Annotated in this window: 12 protein-coding genes and 7 tRNA genes; 3 read left to right on the top strand and 16 right to left on the bottom strand. The window is 52.0% G+C overall.

Going from position 1 to position 16,792, the window contains the following annotated elements:
• Nucleotides 1-12: 12 nt before the first annotated feature.
• The 4 genes from corC to miaB all read right to left on the bottom strand — a co-directional run bounded on the left by corC (nt 13) and on the right by miaB (nt 4,186).
• Nucleotides 13-891 (bottom strand): CNNM family magnesium/cobalt transport protein CorC, encoded by an 879-nt coding sequence (corC, locus tag ABIE10_RS08000; protein WP_005121418.1) that lies wholly within the window; start codon nt 889-891, stop codon nt 13-15.
• Between the two features lie 162 nt (nt 892-1,053).
• Nucleotides 1,054-1,521 (bottom strand): rRNA maturation RNase YbeY, encoded by a 468-nt coding sequence (gene ybeY / locus ABIE10_RS07995; protein WP_003835559.1) that lies wholly within the window; start codon nt 1,519-1,521, stop codon nt 1,054-1,056.
• On the bottom strand, nt 1,518-2,564 hold the full coding sequence (locus tag ABIE10_RS07990) for a PhoH family protein (RefSeq protein WP_019076268.1): 1,047 nt from the start codon (nt 2,562-2,564) through the stop codon (nt 1,518-1,520). The genes ybeY and ABIE10_RS07990 overlap by 4 nt, the downstream gene beginning before the upstream one ends.
• Nucleotides 2,565-2,755: 191 nt before the next feature.
• Complete coding sequence (gene miaB, locus ABIE10_RS07985; RefSeq protein WP_103766019.1) at nt 2,756-4,186, bottom strand: tRNA (N6-isopentenyl adenosine(37)-C2)-methylthiotransferase MiaB; 1,431 nt, start codon at nt 4,184-4,186, stop codon at nt 2,756-2,758.
• A 145-nt stretch (nt 4,187-4,331) separates the two neighbouring features.
• On the opposite strand from miaB, the gene ubiF reads away from it, so the two are divergent.
• Nucleotides 4,332-5,507 (top strand): 3-demethoxyubiquinol 3-hydroxylase, encoded by a 1,176-nt coding sequence (gene ubiF / locus ABIE10_RS07980; protein WP_429155228.1) that lies wholly within the window; start codon nt 4,332-4,334, stop codon nt 5,505-5,507.
• Between the two features lie 103 nt (nt 5,508-5,610).
• On the opposite strand, the gene ABIE10_RS07975 is transcribed toward ubiF, so the two are convergent.
• The 12 genes from ABIE10_RS07975 to nagB form a co-directional block, all read right to left on the bottom strand.
• Nucleotides 5,611-5,685: transfer RNA gene (locus ABIE10_RS07975), tRNA-Gln, on the bottom strand.
• 36 nt (nt 5,686-5,721) lie between these two features.
• Nucleotides 5,722-5,796: transfer RNA gene (locus ABIE10_RS07970), tRNA-Gln, on the bottom strand.
• A 43-nt stretch (nt 5,797-5,839) separates the two neighbouring features.
• Nucleotides 5,840-5,916, bottom strand: a tRNA-Met gene (locus ABIE10_RS07965).
• A gap of 21 nt (nt 5,917-5,937) precedes the next feature.
• Nucleotides 5,938-6,012, bottom strand: a tRNA-Gln gene (locus ABIE10_RS07960).
• A 37-nt stretch (nt 6,013-6,049) separates the two neighbouring features.
• Nucleotides 6,050-6,124 (bottom strand) — tRNA-Gln (locus ABIE10_RS07955).
• 23 nt (nt 6,125-6,147) lie between these two features.
• Nucleotides 6,148-6,232: transfer RNA gene (locus ABIE10_RS07950), tRNA-Leu, on the bottom strand.
• 8 nt (nt 6,233-6,240) lie between these two features.
• A tRNA-Met gene (locus ABIE10_RS07945) sits at nt 6,241-6,317 on the bottom strand.
• Between the two features lie 222 nt (nt 6,318-6,539).
• Nucleotides 6,540-8,204: an asparagine synthase B gene (asnB, locus tag ABIE10_RS07940; protein WP_003835552.1), complete on the bottom strand. Its 1,665-nt coding sequence runs from the start codon at nt 8,202-8,204 to the stop codon at nt 6,540-6,542.
• A 252-nt stretch (nt 8,205-8,456) separates the two neighbouring features.
• The gene (nagD, locus tag ABIE10_RS07935) at nt 8,457-9,209 is read right to left on the bottom strand and encodes a ribonucleotide monophosphatase NagD (RefSeq protein WP_005121413.1); all 753 of its coding nucleotides are present in this window, start codon (nt 9,207-9,209) and stop codon (nt 8,457-8,459) included.
• 155 nt (nt 9,210-9,364) lie between these two features.
• Entirely contained in the window at nt 9,365-10,585 is a 1,221-nt protein-coding gene (gene nagC, locus ABIE10_RS07930; protein ID WP_200079485.1) for a DNA-binding transcriptional regulator NagC, read from the bottom strand.
• Between the two features lie 8 nt (nt 10,586-10,593).
• Nucleotides 10,594-11,742 (bottom strand): N-acetylglucosamine-6-phosphate deacetylase, encoded by a 1,149-nt coding sequence (gene nagA, locus ABIE10_RS07925; RefSeq protein ID WP_032931096.1) that lies wholly within the window; start codon nt 11,740-11,742, stop codon nt 10,594-10,596.
• 60 nt (nt 11,743-11,802) lie between these two features.
• Nucleotides 11,803-12,603: a glucosamine-6-phosphate deaminase gene (gene nagB, locus ABIE10_RS07920; RefSeq protein WP_003022803.1), complete on the bottom strand. Its 801-nt coding sequence runs from the start codon at nt 12,601-12,603 to the stop codon at nt 11,803-11,805.
• A gap of 342 nt (nt 12,604-12,945) precedes the next feature.
• On the opposite strand from nagB, the gene nagE reads away from it, so the two are divergent.
• Both nagE and glnS read left to right on the top strand, forming a co-directional pair.
• Nucleotides 12,946-14,895, top strand: a complete 1,950-nt coding sequence (nagE, locus tag ABIE10_RS07915; protein WP_429155224.1) for a PTS N-acetyl glucosamine transporter subunit IIABC — start codon at nt 12,946-12,948, stop codon at nt 14,893-14,895.
• Nucleotides 14,896-15,082: 187 nt separating this feature from the next.
• Entirely contained in the window at nt 15,083-16,750 is a 1,668-nt protein-coding gene (glnS, locus tag ABIE10_RS07910; protein WP_016152250.1) for a glutamine--tRNA ligase, read from the top strand.
• Nucleotides 16,751-16,792: the final 42 nt, after the last annotated feature.

Raw genomic sequence — 16,792 nt, 5'->3', positions numbered from 1 at the left:
CCAGTTTCGGGTTTATTCGTCCAGTTTGGGCTGGGGTGAGTCGTCCGGAATTCTGACATGAACCTGAATAATACGACGGCTGTCGGCCATTGCCACTTTGAACTGGTAACCATCAATGTCGATAGTCTCCCCGCGCGCGGGCAGATGACCAAAGGCCTGCATGACCAGCCCGCCGATGGTATCTACTTCTTCGTCGCTAAAATGGGTACCGAAAGCGTCGTTGAAGTCTTCGATCGGCGCCAGAGCGCGAATGGTCCAGGTGTGGCGACTGAGCTGACGGAAATCGATATCGTCTTCTTCGTCGTACTCATCTTCAATTTCACCCACGATCAGTTCAAGGATGTCCTCAATGGTCACCAGACCTGAGACACCGCCGAATTCGTCGATGACGATAGCCATATGATAACGCTGGGAGCGGAACTCTTTCAGCATGCGGTCAACTCGCTTGCTTTCAGGTACGACAACCGCCTGGCGTAACACTTTCTCCATGCTGAAGGCTTCGGCATCGCTGCGCATAAACGGCAGCAGATCTTTGGCCATCAGAATCCCTTCAATGTGATCTTTGTCTTCGCTGATCACCGGGAAACGCGAGTGGGCAGACTCGATAATGACATCGAGACATTCGTCCAGGGTCTGGTTGCGTTTCAGGGTAATCATCTGAGAGCGAGGGATCATGATGTCGCGCACGCGTTGGTCCGCAATATCCATCACCCCTTCGAGCATATCGCGCGTATCTTCATCGATAAGGTCGTTTTGCCCGGAATCACGGATCAGCTCCAACAGTTCGTCGCGGTTTTTTGGTTCACCGTGGAAAAGTTGGCTCAGTAACAGGGAGAAAAATCCCTTTTTGCTGTTTAAGGTGTCACTACTGTGTGAATTGTCGTCGCTCATGGCGTCGTATGGGTTCTCATGTTAGTTAATACAAAGCTCGTCATGCGTATATTCAGCTGTTGACGGCATGTCTCTTCATCGTACTTCAAACCAGGTAAGCCGGATAAGGCGCAATACCTGATGGCGGCTGCGCCTTATCAGGCTTACAAGATTTCGAAATGCTTATTCTTTCTCGGCAATGTACGGATCCTCATAGCCCAGAGCAAGCATAATCTCTGTTTCTAGGGATTCCATCTCTTCCGCTTCATCGTCTTCGATATGGTCGTAACCGAGTAAATGCAGGCTACCGTGCACCACCATGTGCGCCCAGTGGGCCTCAAGCGGTTTGCCTTGTTCCTGCGCTTCTTTCTCGACTACCTGACGGCAGATGATCAAATCGCCCAGCAGCGGCATTTCAATGCCCGGCGGGGCTTCAAACGGGAAAGAGAGTACGTTGGTTGACTTATCTTTCCCGCGATAGGTCAGGTTCAGCTCGTGGCTTTCCGCGTCATCGACCAGACGAATGGTAACTTCAGACTCTTCCTGAAACTGTGGGATCACCGCATCCAGCCAACCTTGAAACTGACTTTCTGTTGGTAAACCGGATTCGTCTTCACATGCCAGCTGTAAATCGAGAATAACCTGACTCATTTTTGTTCCTGCTCCTGAGCTTCGCGCTTGCGTTCTGCAGCCAGCTCGGCTTTGCGTTTCTGTTCTGCTTCTTCCCAGGCTTCATACGCCGTGACGATACGGGCGACCACCGGGTGGCGAACCACGTCTTCGCTATGGAAGAAATTAAAACTAATTTCGTCAACTTCAGCCAGCACTTCAATGGCATGACGCAGACCGGATTTGGTGCTTCGCGGCAGGTCAATCTGGGTGATATCGCCGGTGATAACCGCTTTGGAGTTAAAGCCGATACGGGTCAGGAACATTTTCATCTGTTCGATGGTGGTGTTCTGGCTCTCATCAAGAATGATGAACGCATCGTTTAACGTACGACCGCGCATGTAGGCCAGCGGCGCAACTTCAATGACGTTACGCTCAATCAGCTTTTCGACCTTCTCAAACCCGAGCATTTCGAACAGTGCGTCATACAGCGGTCGTAAGTAGGGATCGACTTTCTGGCTGAGGTCACCCGGCAGGAAGCCGAGTTTTTCGCCCGCTTCCACTGCCGGACGGGTCAGCAGGATTCGACGGATCTCCTGACGCTCAAGCGCATCGACCGCAGCGGCAACCGCAAGATACGTTTTACCCGTACCCGCAGGGCCAACGCCAAAGGTGATGTCGTGGTCGAGGATATTCGCAATGTATTGTGCCTGGTTCGGCGTACGCGGCTTAATTACCCCGCGCTTGGTTTTGATGTTCACCGCTTTGCCAAATTCCGGCACGCTGTCTGCGCTTTGCTCAAGCACTCGCGCTTCTTTAATTGCCAGATGAATTTGTTCAGGCTCAATGTCCTGCGTCTGACCACGCATTGGGGCAGTATCGACGTACAGGCTACGTAAAATATCTGCCGCCGCGGTGACGCAAATTGGGCGACCGGTCAGCTTAAAGTGGTTATCACGGCGGTTAATTTCGATGCCGAGGCGACGTTCCAGCTGCTTGATGTTGTCATCAAATGGGCCGCAAAGGCTCAACAGGCGGGCATTGTCTGCGGGTTCAAGGGTGATTTCACGAGTGTCTATGTTCAAACTGTTCCTCTTTTGCATGTCTTGCCGGACGCTGAACATTTACCGGCATCTAAGGAAATTATTCACGCCATGGGGGAAAGGCGCAAGCATTGCGATAAATATGGGGATGATGAGGTAGATTACAAGGCCCGCCGGGGCAGCGAGCCCAGAAGAGTAAGCCCGATAAGCGTAGCGCCATCGGGCATTGAAGATTAAGGCTGATAAATACCGACGCCCAGATCGTTTTCTTTGCGGGTACGCGCAATAACCGACTCAGGGGATTCAGCGATGCGCAGACCCATTTCGTCTTCGGTGCGCACCACTTTACCGCGCAGGGAGTTCGTCCAGACATCGGTAATTTCTACATCCACGAACTTACCGACCATCTCCGGGTTGCCTTCAAAGTTCACCACTCGGTTATTTTCGGTACGGCCAGACAGTTCCATGATGCTTTTACGCGATGTGCCTTCAACCAGAATGCGCTGGGTCGTGCCGACCATGCGACGGCTCCAGGCCATGGCTTGCTGGTTAATACGCTCCTGCAGAATATACAGGCGCTGTTTTTTCTCTTCCTCCGGCACGTCGTCAACCATATCGGCGGCAGGGGTGCCTGGACGCGCAGAGAAGATAAAGCTGTAGCTCATGTCAAAATTGACGTCTGCAATCAACTTCATGGTCTGCTCGAAATCCTGCGTGGTTTCGCCTGGGAAGCCAACGATGAAGTCGGAGCTAATCTGGATATCCGGACGCGCTGCGCGCAGTTTGCGGATGATCGCTTTATATTCCAGCGCGGTATGGGTGCGTCCCATCAGGTTCAGTACGCGATCTGAACCGCTCTGAACCGGCAGGTGCAGGAAACTCACCAGTTCTGGCGTGTCACGATACACTTCAATGATATCATCGGTGAATTCGATCGGATGGCTGGTGGTGAAGCGGATACGGTCAATGCCATCGATCGCCGCGACCAGACGCAGCAGATCGGCAAAAGATCCGGTCGTGCCGTCGTAGTTCTCACCGCGCCAGGCGTTCACGTTTTGTCCCAGCAGGTTCACTTCACGCACGCCTTGCGCCGCAAGCTGGGCGATTTCAAACAGGATATCGTCCGCCGGACGGCTCACTTCTTCACCGCGGGTGTATGGCACCACGCAGTAAGTACAATATTTATTACAACCTTCCATGATTGACACGAAAGCGCTTGGACCTTCAGCACGCGGTTCCGGTAGGCGGTCGAATTTTTCGATCTCCGGGAAACTGATATCAACCACCGGGCTACGGGTGGTACTTCCACGCACTTTGTTAATCATTTCCGGCAGACGATGCAGGGTTTGCGGCCCAAAAATAATATCGACATAGTGCGCGCGTTGGCGAATATGGTCGCCTTCCTGAGACGCAACACAGCCACCGACACCGATGATCAGCTTGGGGTTTTTCTCTTTTAACAGCTTCCAGCGGCCCAACTGATGGAAGACTTTTTCCTGAGCCTTCTCACGGATAGAGCAGGTATTCAGCAGCAGCACATCCGCTTCTTCGGCCACGTCGGTCAGTTGATACCCATGGGTGGCATCCAGCAGATCGGCCATCTTCGATGAATCGTATTCGTTCATCTGACAGCCCCAGGTTTTAATATGGAGTTTTTTGGTCATCGACTTGCTCTTGCGAAATTGTGGCTGAAATGCAGGGCGCATAGTGTACTGCTTTGGCGCGGTTGTGACCAGTATGACGGATGTCAGCCTCAAGGGGTAAAAAATCCTGTAAACTTACACAATACATGTAACAGGATAATTGACCATGACAAATCAACCAACGGAAATTGCCATTGTCGGCGGGGGGATGGTCGGCGGCGCGCTGGCGCTAGGACTGGCGCAGCATGGATTTACGGTAACGGTCATTGAACATGCCGTTCCCGCGCCGTTTGTGGCTGACGGACAGCCAGATGTCAGAATTTCGGCCATCAGCTCCGCCTCCGTGTCGTTACTGAAAGGGCTGGGCGTCTGGGATACGGTTCAGGGGATGCGCAGCCATCCTTACCGTCGTCTGGAAACGTGGGAATGGGAAAATGCCCATGTGATGTTTGATGCCGCCGAGCTTAAGCTGCCCTTACTGGGCTATATGGTGGAAAACACGGTCCTGCAACAGGCGCTCTGGCAGGCTCTGGACGTTCACCCCAAAGTCACGCTGCGGGTGCCTGCGTCGTTGATCTCTCTGCATCAACATAACGATCGGCATGAGCTTGAGCTGGCTGGTGGCGAAAAAATCAGCGCGAAGCTGGTCATCGGCGCCGATGGCGCAAATTCTCAGGTGCGGAAAATGGCCGGGATTGGTATCCATGCCTGGCAATATGCGCAGTCCTGTATGTTGATAACCGTACAATGCGAGAATTCGCCGGGAGACAGCACCTGGCAGCAATTCACCCCTGACGGTCCGCGCGCATTTTTACCGCTGTTTGATAACTGGGCCTCGCTGGTGTGGTACGACTCACCGGCGCGTATCCGCCAGTTGCAAGGTTTGAATATGTCTCAACTGCAGGCGGAGATCGCCAAACATTTCCCATCGCGACTCGGTAACGTTACGCCTGTCGCAGCGGGGGCATTCCCGCTAACGCGCCGTCACGCGCTGCAATATGTGCAGACAGGACTGGCGCTGGTGGGTGACGCCGCGCATACCATTCATCCGCTGGCGGGGCAGGGCGTTAATTTGGGGTTCCGTGATGTGGATGCGCTGATTGACGTGCTGGTGAATGCGCGCAGCTACGGTGAGTCCTGGGCAAGTCAGCCGGTGCTGAAGCGCTATCAGAACCGTCGCATGACTGACAATTTCATCATGCAAAGCGGCATGGATCTGTTCTACGCAGGATTTAGCAACAATCTGCAGCCGCTGCGTATCATGCGAAATCTTGGGCTAATGGCCGCAGAGCGCGCCGGCGTGCTGAAACGCCAGGCACTCAAGTACGCGTTAGGATTGTAATTCAGACAGGCCTACAGAGAACGTTGTAGGCCTGGTAAGCGTAGTGCCATCAGATAATAAATACAGAAAAGCAAAAAGCTCGCCGAAGCGAGCTTTTTTAATATGGCTGGGGTACGAGGATTCGAACCTCGGAATGCTGGTATCAGAAACCAGAGCCTTACCGCTTGGCGATACCCCAACGGGCGCATCCACAGAATGGACGACTTTTTGAAATTGGCTGGGGTACGAGGATTCGAACCTCGGAATGCTGGTATCAGAAACCAGAGCCTTACCGCTTGGCGATACCCCAACAATTTTTTGGATTTACCGAACGAGTCGATACGTCCTTAATATGGTGGCTACGACGGGATTCGAACCTGTGACCCCATCATTATGAGTGATGTGCTCTAACCAGCTGAGCTACGTAGCCAGATACTATCATATTCTTCGATGGCTGGGGTACCTGGATTCGAACCAGGGAATGCCGGTATCAAAAACCGGTGCCTTACCGCTTGGCGATACCCCAATGACCGTTGCGGTGAACCGCTACATCGAAGAAAAAATGGCTGGGGTACCTGGATTCGAACCAGGGAATGCCGGTATCAAAAACCGGTGCCTTACCGCTTGGCGATACCCCATCCGTGCAACGCTTACGGGTGAATGGTGCGGGAGGCGAGACTTGAACTCGCACACCTTGCGGCGCCAGAACCTAAATCTGGTGCGTCTACCAATTTCGCCACTCCCGCAAAAAAGATGGTGGCTACGACGGGATTCGAACCTGTGACCCCATCATTATGAGTGATGTGCTCTAACCAGCTGAGCTACGTAGCCATCTTTTTTTCGCGTAACCTTATCGGCGTTGCGGGGCGCATTATGCGTATTGAGCCTTGAAGCGTCAACCCCTTTTTCATTGAAAATAGCTGGAATGTGACTGTTTGGTTAGGTTGCGAACAGCATGGCGCAATATTCGGCAATTATTAGTTATTAATTGTTTTTTTGCACAGAAAATAGACATAAAAAAGAGCCTCGCAGGGCCCTTTTCTAAGGATTAACTTATTTATAAGCGGACTGATGTACGCCAACCGCACGACCAGAAGGATCGTTCATGGTTTTAAACGCCTCATCCCATTCAATTGCTTTGGCAGATGAACAGGCAACAGACGGCCCGCCAGGCACACATTCCGCAGCGCTCGCAACCGGGAACAGCTCTTCGAAAATCTCACGGTACAAATACGCTTCTTTAGAAGATGGCGTATTGTAAGGGAAACGGAAGCTGGCGGTTTCCAGTTGTTGGTCAGAAACTTGCTCAGCGGCCACCTCTTTCAGGGTATCAATCCAGCTGTAACCGACACCATCGGAGAACTGCTCTTTCTGGCGCCATGCAACGCTTGCTGGCAGGTAGGATTCAAAACATTCACGCAGAACATGTTTTTCCATTTTGCCGTTGCCGCACATTTTGTCCTGCGGGTTGATGCGCATCGCCACATCAAGGAATTTCTTATCCAGGAAGGGCACGCGAGCTTCCACTCCCCAGGCCGACATAGCTTTGTTGGCACGGGCACAGTCGAACATATGCAGCGCCTGCAGCTTACGCACGGTCTCTTCGTGCAGCTCTTTTGCATCTGGTGCTTTGTGGAAATAGAGATAGCCGCCAAATACTTCGTCAGAACCTTCGCCCGACAGCACCATTTTAATGCCCATCGCTTTAATTTTACGCGACATTAAGTACATCGGGGTCGAGGCGCGAATCGTCGTAACATCGTAAGTTTCGATGTGATAAATCACGTCGCGGATAGCATCCAAACCTTCCTGCACGGTGAAGTGGATCTCATGGTGTACAGTACCCAGATGGTTCGCCACCTCTTGCGCGGCTTTCAGGTCCGGTGCGCCTTCCAGGCCTACGGCGAAGGAGTGCAACTGCGGCCACCAGGCTTCGCTACGCTCCTGATCTTCAACACGACGCGCGGCGTATTTTTTGGTGATTGCGGAAATGACGGATGAATCCAGACCGCCGGACAGCAATACACCATAAGGAACATCTGACATCAGGTGGCTTTTCACTGCATCTTCCAGTGCCTGACGCAACTCGTTTTTATCGGTAACGTTGTCTTTTACCGCATCGTATTCAAACCAGTCGCGCTGGTAGTACTGACGAATTTCGCCATCTTTACTCCATAAATAGCTACCGGCCGGGAATTCTTTGATCGTGCGACACACGGGAACCAGGGCTTTCATTTCAGACGCAACGTAGAAGTTACCGTGCTCGTCGTAACCCATATACAGCGGGATGATCCCGATATGATCGCGACCGATCAGATAAGCGTCCTGCTCGCTGTCGTACAGAGCAAAAGCAAACATGCCTTGCAGGTCATCCAGAAACTCTGGGCCTTTTTCCTGATACAGCGCAAGGATAACTTCGCAGTCGGAACCGGTCTGGAACTGATAGCGATCGCCGTATTCAGCGCGCAGCGCCTGATGGTTATAAATTTCACCGTTAACCGCCAGGATATGCGTTTTCTTCACGTTGTACAGCGGCTGAGCACCGGCGTTGACGTCGACGATGGACAGACGTTCGTGCGCCAGAATGGCGTTATCACTGGCGTAAATACCTGACCAGTCCGGGCCGCGATGGCGCATCAGACGAGACAATTCCAGGGCTTTTTTACGCAGTTCAACTGCGTCAGTTTTAATATCGAATACGCCAAAAATAGAACACATAACCTTCTCCGTTAACCTGTTGCGTGATGCTTTTTATGTTTGCTTGATAAAGAAAATGCCGCAAAGCTGGAGAGGGCGCAAGTGAATTACGGGTCAGAAAATAAAAAACGCAATGGTCATTGTGGATTGGTGAAAAAAGATTACGGAATAGACGGGTTTATTAATGAATCGATAATTTTATGGCGGTTTTATTAAATGGAAGGATTTCTTCTGGCCGGATATGACGCGGGGGCGTCTTATCCGGCTTACGCATCAAATCACATCAATTTCCGCAACGGACGGGTAAATCCAGCTTGGTCTGAACGGCATGCTGTCAATGTCGTCGAGCGTCGAAACGCCAGACAATACCAGGATGGTTTCGAGACCCGCCTGGAAGCCCGCCAGAATATCGGTACGCAGGTTGTCGCCAACGATAACGGTCTCTTCCGAATGCGCCTGCATTTTGTTGAGCGCCGCGCGAATAATCCACGGGCTGGGTTTGCCCACATAAAATGGCTTGCGGCCAGAGATTTTTTCGATACCGGCGCACAGCGCACCGCAGGCGGGATAAAAGCCGCGTCCGTGAGTATCCGGGTTTGTGGCGATGAAACGCGCGCCGTTGGCCACAAAATATGCTGCTTTATGCATCATGTCCCAGTTATAGGATCGCGTCTCGCCAACAATCACAAAATCGGGGTTCACGTCAGTAATAGTAAACCCGGCTTTATACAGCTCGTGAATTAACGCACCTTCACCTACCACGTAGGCCTTTTTCCCTTCCTGGCGGCGAAGAAAATCAGCGGTAGCCATGGCGGAAGTATAAAAAACGCTATCAGGGACATTCACACCCGCGGTGGCGAAGCGGTTTGCCAAATCCTGCCCGGTCTGTGAAGGATAGTTAGTCAGCAAAACTAACGGCAGGCCTTTTTCCAGGATCCCAGTCAGAAATTCTGCCGCACCTGGTACGGCAACATTGTCGTGCATCAGCACGCCGTCGATATCACAAATTACATTCTTAATGGCCATGGACAATCCGACATCAAAAAAAGAAGGCATTACTATACACAAAATACACTAAATCATTCGAGTTGCATCAAGGCGGCAAGTCTGAGAACCCCGGAAGCTTACTGAAGTAAGTGACTGGGGTGAGCAGGTGCAGCTAACGCAGAGGCAGCTTGGTATTAGCTTTCCAGCAAACGTTGCAGCAATGTACCGTTGAGCATCGCACGCTTCACCAGCGCAAAGGCGCCAATGGCTGAACGGTGATCCAGCGTGGAACGAACCACCGGTAAATTGTGGCGAAACGCTTTCAACGCCTGCGTGTTGATACAGCTTTCTATAGCAGGCAGCAGCACTTTATCAGCCTCGGTAATCTCGCCCGCAATGACGATTTTTTGTGGGTTAAACAGGTTGATGGCAATGGCGATGGTTTTACCCAGGTGACGACCAACGTGCTCAATGACTTCTGTTGCCAGGTTATCGCCTTTATTAGCCGCCTTACAGATGGCTTTAATGCCGCAATCATCCAGCGTGAGTCGGCTTGGATAACCCTGTTTCAATAAGTTCTGCACGCGGTGTTCAATAGAGGCATTGGCGGCAATTGTTTCCAGACAGCCGAAATTACCGCAGTGACAGCGCTCCCCCAGCGGCTCTACCTGAATATGGCCAATCTCACCCACGTTGCCATTGCGACCAATAAAAATTCGGCCATTGGAGATGATTCCCGCTCCGGTTCCGCGGTGAACACGCACCAAAATGGAGTCCTCGCAATCCTGGCTTGCCCCGAAATAGTGCTCGGCCAGCGCCAGACTGCGAATATCGTGACCGACAAAGCAGGTGACCTTAAAGCGTTTTTCGAGTGCTTCGACCAGCCCCCAGTTTTCGACCTGAATGTGCGGCATATAGCGGATGACGCCGCTTTCAGGATCAACAAGGCCTGGCAGAATGACGGAAATCGCAACCAGCTCGCGGATTTTCCGCTGGCAGTTCTCAATAAAGGTGGCAATGGTGTTGAGCAGCGCATACTCCAGCGTTTCCTGGGTGCGCTCCGGGAGGGGATAATGCTCTTCAGCGACCACTTTACTGCTCATATCATAGAGCGTGAGCGTAGTATCGTGGCGGCCTAAGCGAACGCCAATCGCGTGGAAATTGCGGGTTTCGGTGACGATAGAGATAGCGCGGCGGCCCCCGGTGGAGGCCTGCTGGTCGACTTCTTTGATCAGCCCGCGTTCAATCAATTGACGCGTAATTTTCGTTACGCTGGCGGGGGCAAGCTGGCTTTGCTCGGCAATTTGAATTCGCGAGATTGGCCCATGCTGGTCAATCAGGCGATAAACCGCCGCGCTGTTAAGCTGTTTTACGAGATCAACATTACCTATTTGAGCTTGTCCGCCTGGTGTCATTCTTTCTCTTACTCAGTAACGACCTCGTTGCCATTAACGATGGTCTTGATAATTTTAAAGTCGTGCGTGAACGCAGTCAGGTTGGCTACTTTGCCTGGCGCGATGCTGCCGAGTTGTTTGTCGACGCCAATGGCGCGAGCAGGGTAGAGCGTTGCCATACGTAAGACTTCGTCGAGAGCGATATTCGCATGTTCGACCAGATTGCGTACGCCTTCAATCATGGTTAATGATGAGCCGCTCAGTGTACCGTTCTCATCAACGCACAATCCATTACGGTAGTATATTGTTTTGCCAGCGAAAATGAACTGTTCAATGTTTGCACCTGCTGGTGCGGTTGCGTCGGTGACCAGGCACAGCTTGTCGCCTTTCAGGCGTTTGGCATTACGAATGTTAACGTAATCAACGTGGAGGCCATCGGCGATGATACCGCAATAGATATCGGCTTCATCAAGAATAGCGCCCGCCAGACCAGGTTCGCGGCCGGTAATGTACGGCATCGCGTTGAACAGATGCGTCGCAAAGGTGATGCCTGCGCGGAACCCGATTTTTGCTTCTTTTACCGTTGCATTTGAGTGACCCGCAGAAACCACAATACCCGCATTCACCAGTTTGGTAATGACCTCTACCGGGACCATTTCTGGCGCCAGCGTTACTTTGGTGATCACATCGGCATTATTGCACAGGAAATCAACCAGCGCAGCGTCCGGTTGACGGACAAATCCCGGATTATGGGTGCCTTTTTTCACCAGATTCAGCCACGGGCCTTCCAGATGAAGCCCTAGTGCCTGATTCGGGTGTTTCGCCAGGTATTCACGCATGACGCGAACGCCTTGTTTCATCAGGTCATCGCTGGTGGTGATAAGCGTTGGCAGGTAGCTGGTGCAGCCAGATTTTTCATTGGCTTTCTGCATGATTTCCAGCGTTTCAACGGTCACGGCTTCTGCCGTATCGTTAAATTGTACGCCGCCGCAGCCGTTTAGCTGTACATCGATAAAACCGGGGGAAACAATGGCCCCATTCAGTGAGCGCTGTTCAATTCCTGACGGTAACTCAGCCAGTGGGCAAACGCTGTCAATCAGTCCATTGGCGACAACAATCGCATGGTCATCAAGAATTTCGTGACCGGTAAAAATCCGGCCCTGGGTTAAAGCATACATTCCGACCCCCGATTTCAAAAAATGCCGCCCTGCAACTTATCGACAGGGCGGAGACATCAATTACAGACCTTTAATATTTTCCGCTTCTAACTCGTTAAAGTATTTCAGCGTCTTCACTTTCAGTTCCATGGTGGAAGGCTCATCGCAGACCACAACGGCTTTCGGATGCAGCTGCAGACAGCTGATGGTCCACATATGGTTAACGTTGCCTTCAACGGCGGCTTGCAGCGCCTGCGCTTTCTGGTGGCCCAGTACCAGGATCATCACTTCTTCAGCATCCAGCAGGGTGCCCACGCCAACGGTCAGCGCATATTTAGGCACCTGGCTTACGTCGCCGTCAAAGAAGCGTGAGTTCGCAACACGCGTGTCGTGAGTCAGCGTTTTGATGCGAGTACGGGAAGCCAAAGAAGAGGCTGGTTCGTTGAACGCGATGTGACCATCGTTGCCTACGCCGCCCATAAACAGGTGGATTTTACCGTAAGAACGGATTTTTTCTTCATACTGACGGCATTCTGCATCAATATCCGGTGCGTTACCATTGAGGAGGTTGATGTTTTCTGCTGGAATATCAACGTGATCAAAGAAGTTGCGATGCATGAAGCTATGGTAGCTTTCCGGATGCTCTTTCGGCAGGCCAACATATTCGTCCATATTGAACGTTACAACATGCTTGAAGCTTACCTGGCCCGCTTTGTGCATTTCAACCAATGCTTTGTAGGCTGTCAGCGGAGTACCGCCAGTCGGCAGTCCCAAAACGAACGGACGATCAGCCGTTGGTTTGAACGCGTTAATACGGTTAACGATATGGCGAGCAGCCCATTTGCCGACTTGTTCAGCGGTATTCAGGGGGATCAGTCTCATTCTTCACCTCAAAAGTAAATGTAAGCAATTGGCGGATTGAGTCTCTGTGCAGTATTAAGCGTAACCTGGTTTTGCATCGGTAAGGATCAATCCGTTTCGATTTTTTGAATGATAAAATAAGTTTTCGTAGTTAGCCAGTGGAAGGGAGGGTTAATAACGATATTTGGTGACTGGAATCACAAAAAACACGTATTTAATTTGCGATACGAATTAAATTTTCACACACTCTGAATGTAGATGAATGGTTAATATTGTTGTTCCAGAATCTTGCTGTCAGGAATGGTCGCACAATAAAAATATGGCTTCAAAGAAGCCTAATCGGGGTCTCGTAGGGGGAATAAAATGAATATTTTAGGTTTTTTCCAGCGGCTGGGTAGGGCGTTACAGCTCCCCATCGCTGTGCTGCCAGTCGCGGCACTGCTGCTGCGATTCGGCCAACCAGATTTACTTAACGTACCCTTCATCGCGCAAGCGGGTGGGGCCATCTTTGATAACCTGGCGTTAATTTTCGCTATCGGTGTGGCTTCCAGCTGGTCAAAAGACAGCGCAGGTGCTGCAGCGCTGGCGGGTGCGGTTGGTTATTTCATATTGACCAAAGCAATGGTTACCATTAACCCGGCCATCAACATGGGCGTGCTGGCAGGTATCATCACTGGTCTGGTCGGCGGTGCGGTATATAACCGTTGGTCTGGTATCAAACTACCTGACTTCCTGAGCTTCTTTGGCGGCAAACGCTTCGTGCCGATCGCCACTGGCTTCTTCTGTCTGGTGCTGGCTGCTATCTTCGGCTACGTGTGGCCGCCGGTGCAGAACGCCATCCATGCGGGAGGTGAGTGGATCGTGGGCGCTGGCGCGCTGGGTTCCGGTATCTTTGGTTTCATCAACCGTCTGCTGATCCCAACCGGTCTGCATCAGGTGCTGAACACCATCGCCTGGTTCCAGATTGGTGAATTCACTAACGCTGCAGGTACCGTATTCCATGGTGACATCAACCGCTTCTACGCGGGTGACGGCACTGCGGGTATGTTCATGTCTGGCTTCTTCCCGATCATGATGTTTGGTCTGCCGGGTGCGGCGCTGGCAATGTACTTCGCCGCTCCGAAAGCACGTCGTCCGATGGTTGGCGGTATGCTGCTGTCCGTTGCGATCACCGCGTTCCTGACCGGTGTTACCGAGCCGCTGGAATTCCTGTTCATGTTCCTGGCGCCATTGCTGTACCTCCTGCACGCACTGTTAACGGGTATCAGCCTGTTCGTTGCAACACTGCTGGGGATCCACGCGGGCTTCTCCTTCTCCGCAGGTGCTATCGACTACGTGTTGATGTACAACCTGCCGGCGGCGAGTCAGAACGTCTGGATGCTGGTCGTGATGGGCCTGGTGTTCTTCGTCATTTACTTTGTGTTGTTCAGCGCGGTTATTCGTATGTTTAACCTGAAAACGCCGGGCCGTGAAGATAAAGAAGACGATATCGTTACTGAAGAAGCGAACAGCAACACTGAAGAAGGTCTGGCTCAACTGGCAACCAACTACATTGCAGCAGTTGGCGGTACCGATAACCTGAAAGCGATTGATGCCTGTATCACTCGTCTGCGTCTGACCGTTGCCGACTCCAGTCGCGTAAATGATGCGATGTGTAAACGTTTAGGCGCATCTGGAGTGGTTAAGCTGAACAAGCAAACTATCCAGGTCATCGTGGGTGCGAAGGCCGAATCTATCGGCGACGAAATGAAGAAAGTTGTTGCGCGTGGCCCGGTGGCTGCAGCGTCTGGTGAAAGTGCGCCAGCAGCAGCGGCTCCGGTTGCTAAACCGCAAGCTGTAGCGAACGCTGTAACCGTTGAAACTTTAGTTTCTCCGATTACCGGTGACGTGGTTGCGCTGGAGCAGGTACCTGATGAAGCCTTCGCCAGCAAAGCTGTAGGCGACGGTGTGGCGGTGAAGCCAACGGATAAAATCGTGGTTGCTCCGGCTGCCGGTACCATCGTGAAAATCTTCAACACTAACCATGCGTTCTGTCTGGAAACCGTTAAAGGCGCGGAAATCGTGGTCCACATGGGTATCGATACAGTAGCGCTGGAAGGTAAAGGCTTTAAGCGTCTGGTTGAAGAAGGTGCGGAAGTGACTGCAGGTGAACCGATTCTGGAAATGGATCTGGAGTTCCTGAACGCCAACGCACGTTCCATGATTAGCCCGGTTGTGTGCAGCAACAGCGATGATTTCGGTGCTCTGGTCATTAAAGCCGAAGGTCATGTGGTTGCTGGTCAAACACCACTGTATGAGATTAAAGGTAAATAACTGCTCCTGAGTAAAGTGAGTTAAGTGCCTTAAGCGGCGGGGGATATTCCTCCGCCGCTTTTTTTTGCAGCAAATATCCACATATATCCTGTTGAAACACCTTTTTTGTGCAACAAATAGTTGTCTCCTGACGTCGCTTATAAGATCATGTTCCGTTATACGTTGTTTACGCTTTGAGGAATCCACGATGAGTGAGGCTGAAGCCCGCCCGAGTAACTTTATTCGTCAGATCATCGATGAAGATCTGGCCAGTGGTAAGCACACCACTATCCATACACGTTTTCCGCCGGAGCCAAATGGCTATCTGCACATTGGCCACGCGAAATCCATTTGTCTGAACTTTGGCATTGCGCAAGATTACCAGGGCCAGTGCAACCTGCGTTTTGATGATACGAACCCGGTTAAAGAAGATATCGAGTACGTTGAGTCGATTAAAAACGACGTTGAATGGTTAGGTTTCCACTGGACTGGCGATATTCGCTACTCTTCGGATTACTTCGATCAGCTTCACGCCTATGCGGTAGAGCTTATTAATAAAGGCCTGGCGTACGTTGATGAACTGTCAGCGGAGGAGATCCGCGAATACCGCGGCACTCTGACGCAGCCGGGTAAAAACAGCCCGTTCCGCGATCGTAGCGTCGAAGAGAACCTGGCGCTGTTCGAAAAAATGCGTACCGGTGGTTTTGAAGAAGGTAAAGCCTGCCTGCGCGCGAAAATCGATATGGCTTCGCCGTTTATCGTGATGCGCGATCCGGTGCTGTACCGTATTAAGTTCGCCGAACACCACCAGACCGGCAACAAGTGGTGCATCTACCCGATGTACGATTTTACCCACTGCATCAGCGATGCGCTGGAAGGCATTACGCATTCACTGTGTACGCTGGAGTTCCAGGATAACCGTCGTTTGTACGACTGGGTGCTGGACAACATCACCATTCCGGTTCACCCGCGCCAGTACGAATTCTCGCGCCTGAATCTGGAATACACCGTGATGTCCAAACGCAAGCTGAACCTGCTGGTGACCGACAAGCACGTTGAAGGCTGGGACGATCCGCGTATGCCGACGATTTCTGGCCTGCGTCGTCGTGGTTATACCGCTGCCGCTATTCGTGAGTTCTGCAAACGCATTGGCGTGACCAAGCAGGATAACACCATTGAGATCGCTTCTCTGGAGTCCTGCATTCGCGAAGATCTGAACGAAAACGCCCCGCGCGCGATGGCAGTTATCGATCCGGTGAAACTGGTTATCGAAAACTACCCGCAGGGCGAAAGTGAGTTGGTTACCATGCCTAACCATCCGAACAAACCGGAAATGGGCAGCCGTGAAGTGCCGTTTAGCGGTGAAATTTGGATCGATCGCGCCGACTTCCGCGAAGAAGCGAACAAGCAGTACAAGCGTCTGGTGATGGGCAAAGAAGTACGTCTGCGCAATGCTTACGTGATCAAGGCTGAACGTGTGGAGAAAGATGCAGAAGGGAATATCACCACCATTTTCTGCACCTACGATGCCGACACCCTGAGCAAAGATCCGGCTGATGGTCGTAAAGTAAAAGGTGTTATTCACTGGGTGAGCGCGTCCCATGCGCTGCCGATTGAAATCCGTTTGTACGATCGTCTGTTTAGCGTGCCAAACCCAGGTGCGGCGGAAGACTTCCTGTCCGTTATCAACCCGGAATCGCTGGTCATTAAGCAGGGCTACGGTGAGCCGTCACTGCAGGCTGCGATTGCAGGTAAAGCGTTCCAGTTTGAGCGTGAAGGCTATTTCTGCCTGGACAGCCGCTATGCAACGGCTGACAAGCTGGTATTTAACCGCACTGTAGGTCTGCGCGATACGTGGGCTAAAGTCGGCGAGTAATTCCTGCCACACTGCCTCAAACGCCGCCAACGCGACGTTTGA

The sequence above is a fragment of the Citrobacter sp. 506 genome (assembly GCF_050434985.1).
Lineage (GTDB): Bacteria > Pseudomonadota > Gammaproteobacteria > Enterobacterales > Enterobacteriaceae > Citrobacter > Citrobacter braakii.
This window is presented reverse-complemented; position numbering and strand designations above follow the sequence as displayed.

Bases quoted from the DNA above. Each gene is read 5' to 3' on its own strand.
- corC (WP_005121418.1), bottom strand. From the start codon at position 891: ATGAGCGACGACAATTCACACAGTAGTGACACCTTAAACAGCAAAAAG.
- ybeY (WP_003835559.1), bottom strand. From the start codon at position 1,521: ATGAGTCAGGTTATTCTCGATTTACAGCTGGCATGTGAAGACGAATCC.
- miaB (WP_103766019.1), bottom strand. From the start codon at position 4,186: ATGACCAAAAAACTCCATATTAAAACCTGGGGCTGTCAGATGAACGAA.
- ubiF (WP_429155228.1), top strand. From the start codon at position 4,332: ATGACAAATCAACCAACGGAAATTGCCATTGTCGGCGGGGGGATGGTC.
- asnB (WP_003835552.1), bottom strand. From the start codon at position 8,204: ATGTGTTCTATTTTTGGCGTATTCGATATTAAAACTGACGCAGTTGAA.
- nagD (WP_005121413.1), bottom strand. From the start codon at position 9,209: ATGGCCATTAAGAATGTAATTTGTGATATCGACGGCGTGCTGATGCAC.
- nagC (WP_200079485.1), bottom strand. From the start codon at position 10,585: ATGACACCAGGCGGACAAGCTCAAATAGGTAATGTTGATCTCGTAAAA.
- nagA (WP_032931096.1), bottom strand. From the start codon at position 11,742: ATGTATGCTTTAACCCAGGGCCGGATTTTTACCGGTCACGAAATTCTT.
- nagB (WP_003022803.1), bottom strand. From the start codon at position 12,603: ATGAGACTGATCCCCCTGAATACCGCTGAACAAGTCGGCAAATGGGCT.
- nagE (WP_429155224.1), top strand. From the start codon at position 12,946: ATGAATATTTTAGGTTTTTTCCAGCGGCTGGGTAGGGCGTTACAGCTC.
- glnS (WP_016152250.1), top strand. From the start codon at position 15,083: ATGAGTGAGGCTGAAGCCCGCCCGAGTAACTTTATTCGTCAGATCATC.